Source organism: Ruegeria sp. ANG-S4, assembly GCF_000814005.1.
Lineage (GTDB): Bacteria > Pseudomonadota > Alphaproteobacteria > Rhodobacterales > Rhodobacteraceae > Ruegeria.
In genome coordinates, this window is the sequence record NZ_JWLK01000018.1 from 1 (window position 1) to 921 (window position 921).

A 921-nucleotide genomic window follows, 5' to 3' on the forward strand; every position below is an offset into this window, starting at 1 on the left:
TCACCCTGCAGACCCTGAAAGATGATCCCCGTACCCCGGCCGCCCTGTGCGACGCGCTGGGGTTTGTCTACTCCCGCCATCTGCGCAATCAGGCCACCCTCGGCGGCGAACTTGCCTGCCAGCAGCAGGACTCACCCTTGCTGCCTGTACTGCTGGTACTCGAAGCAGTGGTAGTGCTGGAGAACAACCTGCTGCAACCCATCGACGCCTATCTGGCGGGGCAGCGCAATGCCTTGGTGCTCGGAGTTGTGCTGCCGGAGCCTGAACTGCGCTGCGCCACTCGCCGCATCAGCCGCAATGCCGATGGCTTGGCGGTGATGACCGCCGCGGTAGCCCTCGACAGCATTGGCGAGATGCGGGTAGCCGTCGCTGGCGTCACCCCGCAGCCGATGCGCCTGCGGGATCTGGAGCGCCGTGATCTGCACGATGCCGCGCTGGAGGCGGCCGTGAGCGAGCTGATTGCGCCCCGTGAGGATCTGGCGGGCAGCATAAGTTACAAGCGGTATATCACCGGCGTGGTAGTGGCGGATCTGCTGGGGGGTTGCCAGCAGCAGGAGGGACAGGCATGATGGAACTCAACTTTACCCTGAACGGTGCCCTGCGCACCGTCATCACTCCGGCTGGCGAGAATGCCCAGCGGGTGCTGTTCAACCAGTGCCGGATGCACTCGGTGCGCAACAGCGACGACGGTTTTGGCTTTGCCGGCTCCGATGCCATTCTCTTCAACGGCAAGGTGATCAACGCCTCCCTGCTGATCGCCGCACAGCTGGATGGGGCGCAGGTGCGCACCGCCGAGTCGCTGGGCAGCTGGAACCAGCTCAGTCTGGTACAGCAGGCGATGGTAGATGTGGGCGTGGTGCAGTCCGGCTACAACGATCCGGCCGCCGCGCTCATCGTCACCGACCTGCTTGATCGCCATCC

The 921-nt window shown here is 64.6% G+C and carries 2 protein-coding genes; both read left to right on the plus strand.

Translation table 11 applies throughout. The features are described from left to right. On the plus strand, positions 1 to 569 hold a 569-nt coding region (gene ygfM, locus RA28_RS22085; RefSeq protein ID WP_039533497.1), incomplete at its 5' end, for a molybdopterin-dependent oxidoreductase FAD-binding subunit. Beyond that, the coding region (locus tag RA28_RS22090; RefSeq protein ID WP_446737321.1) for a hypothetical protein at positions 566 to 921 on the plus strand (356 nt) is incomplete at its 3' end. The genes ygfM and RA28_RS22090, both read left to right, overlap by 4 nt.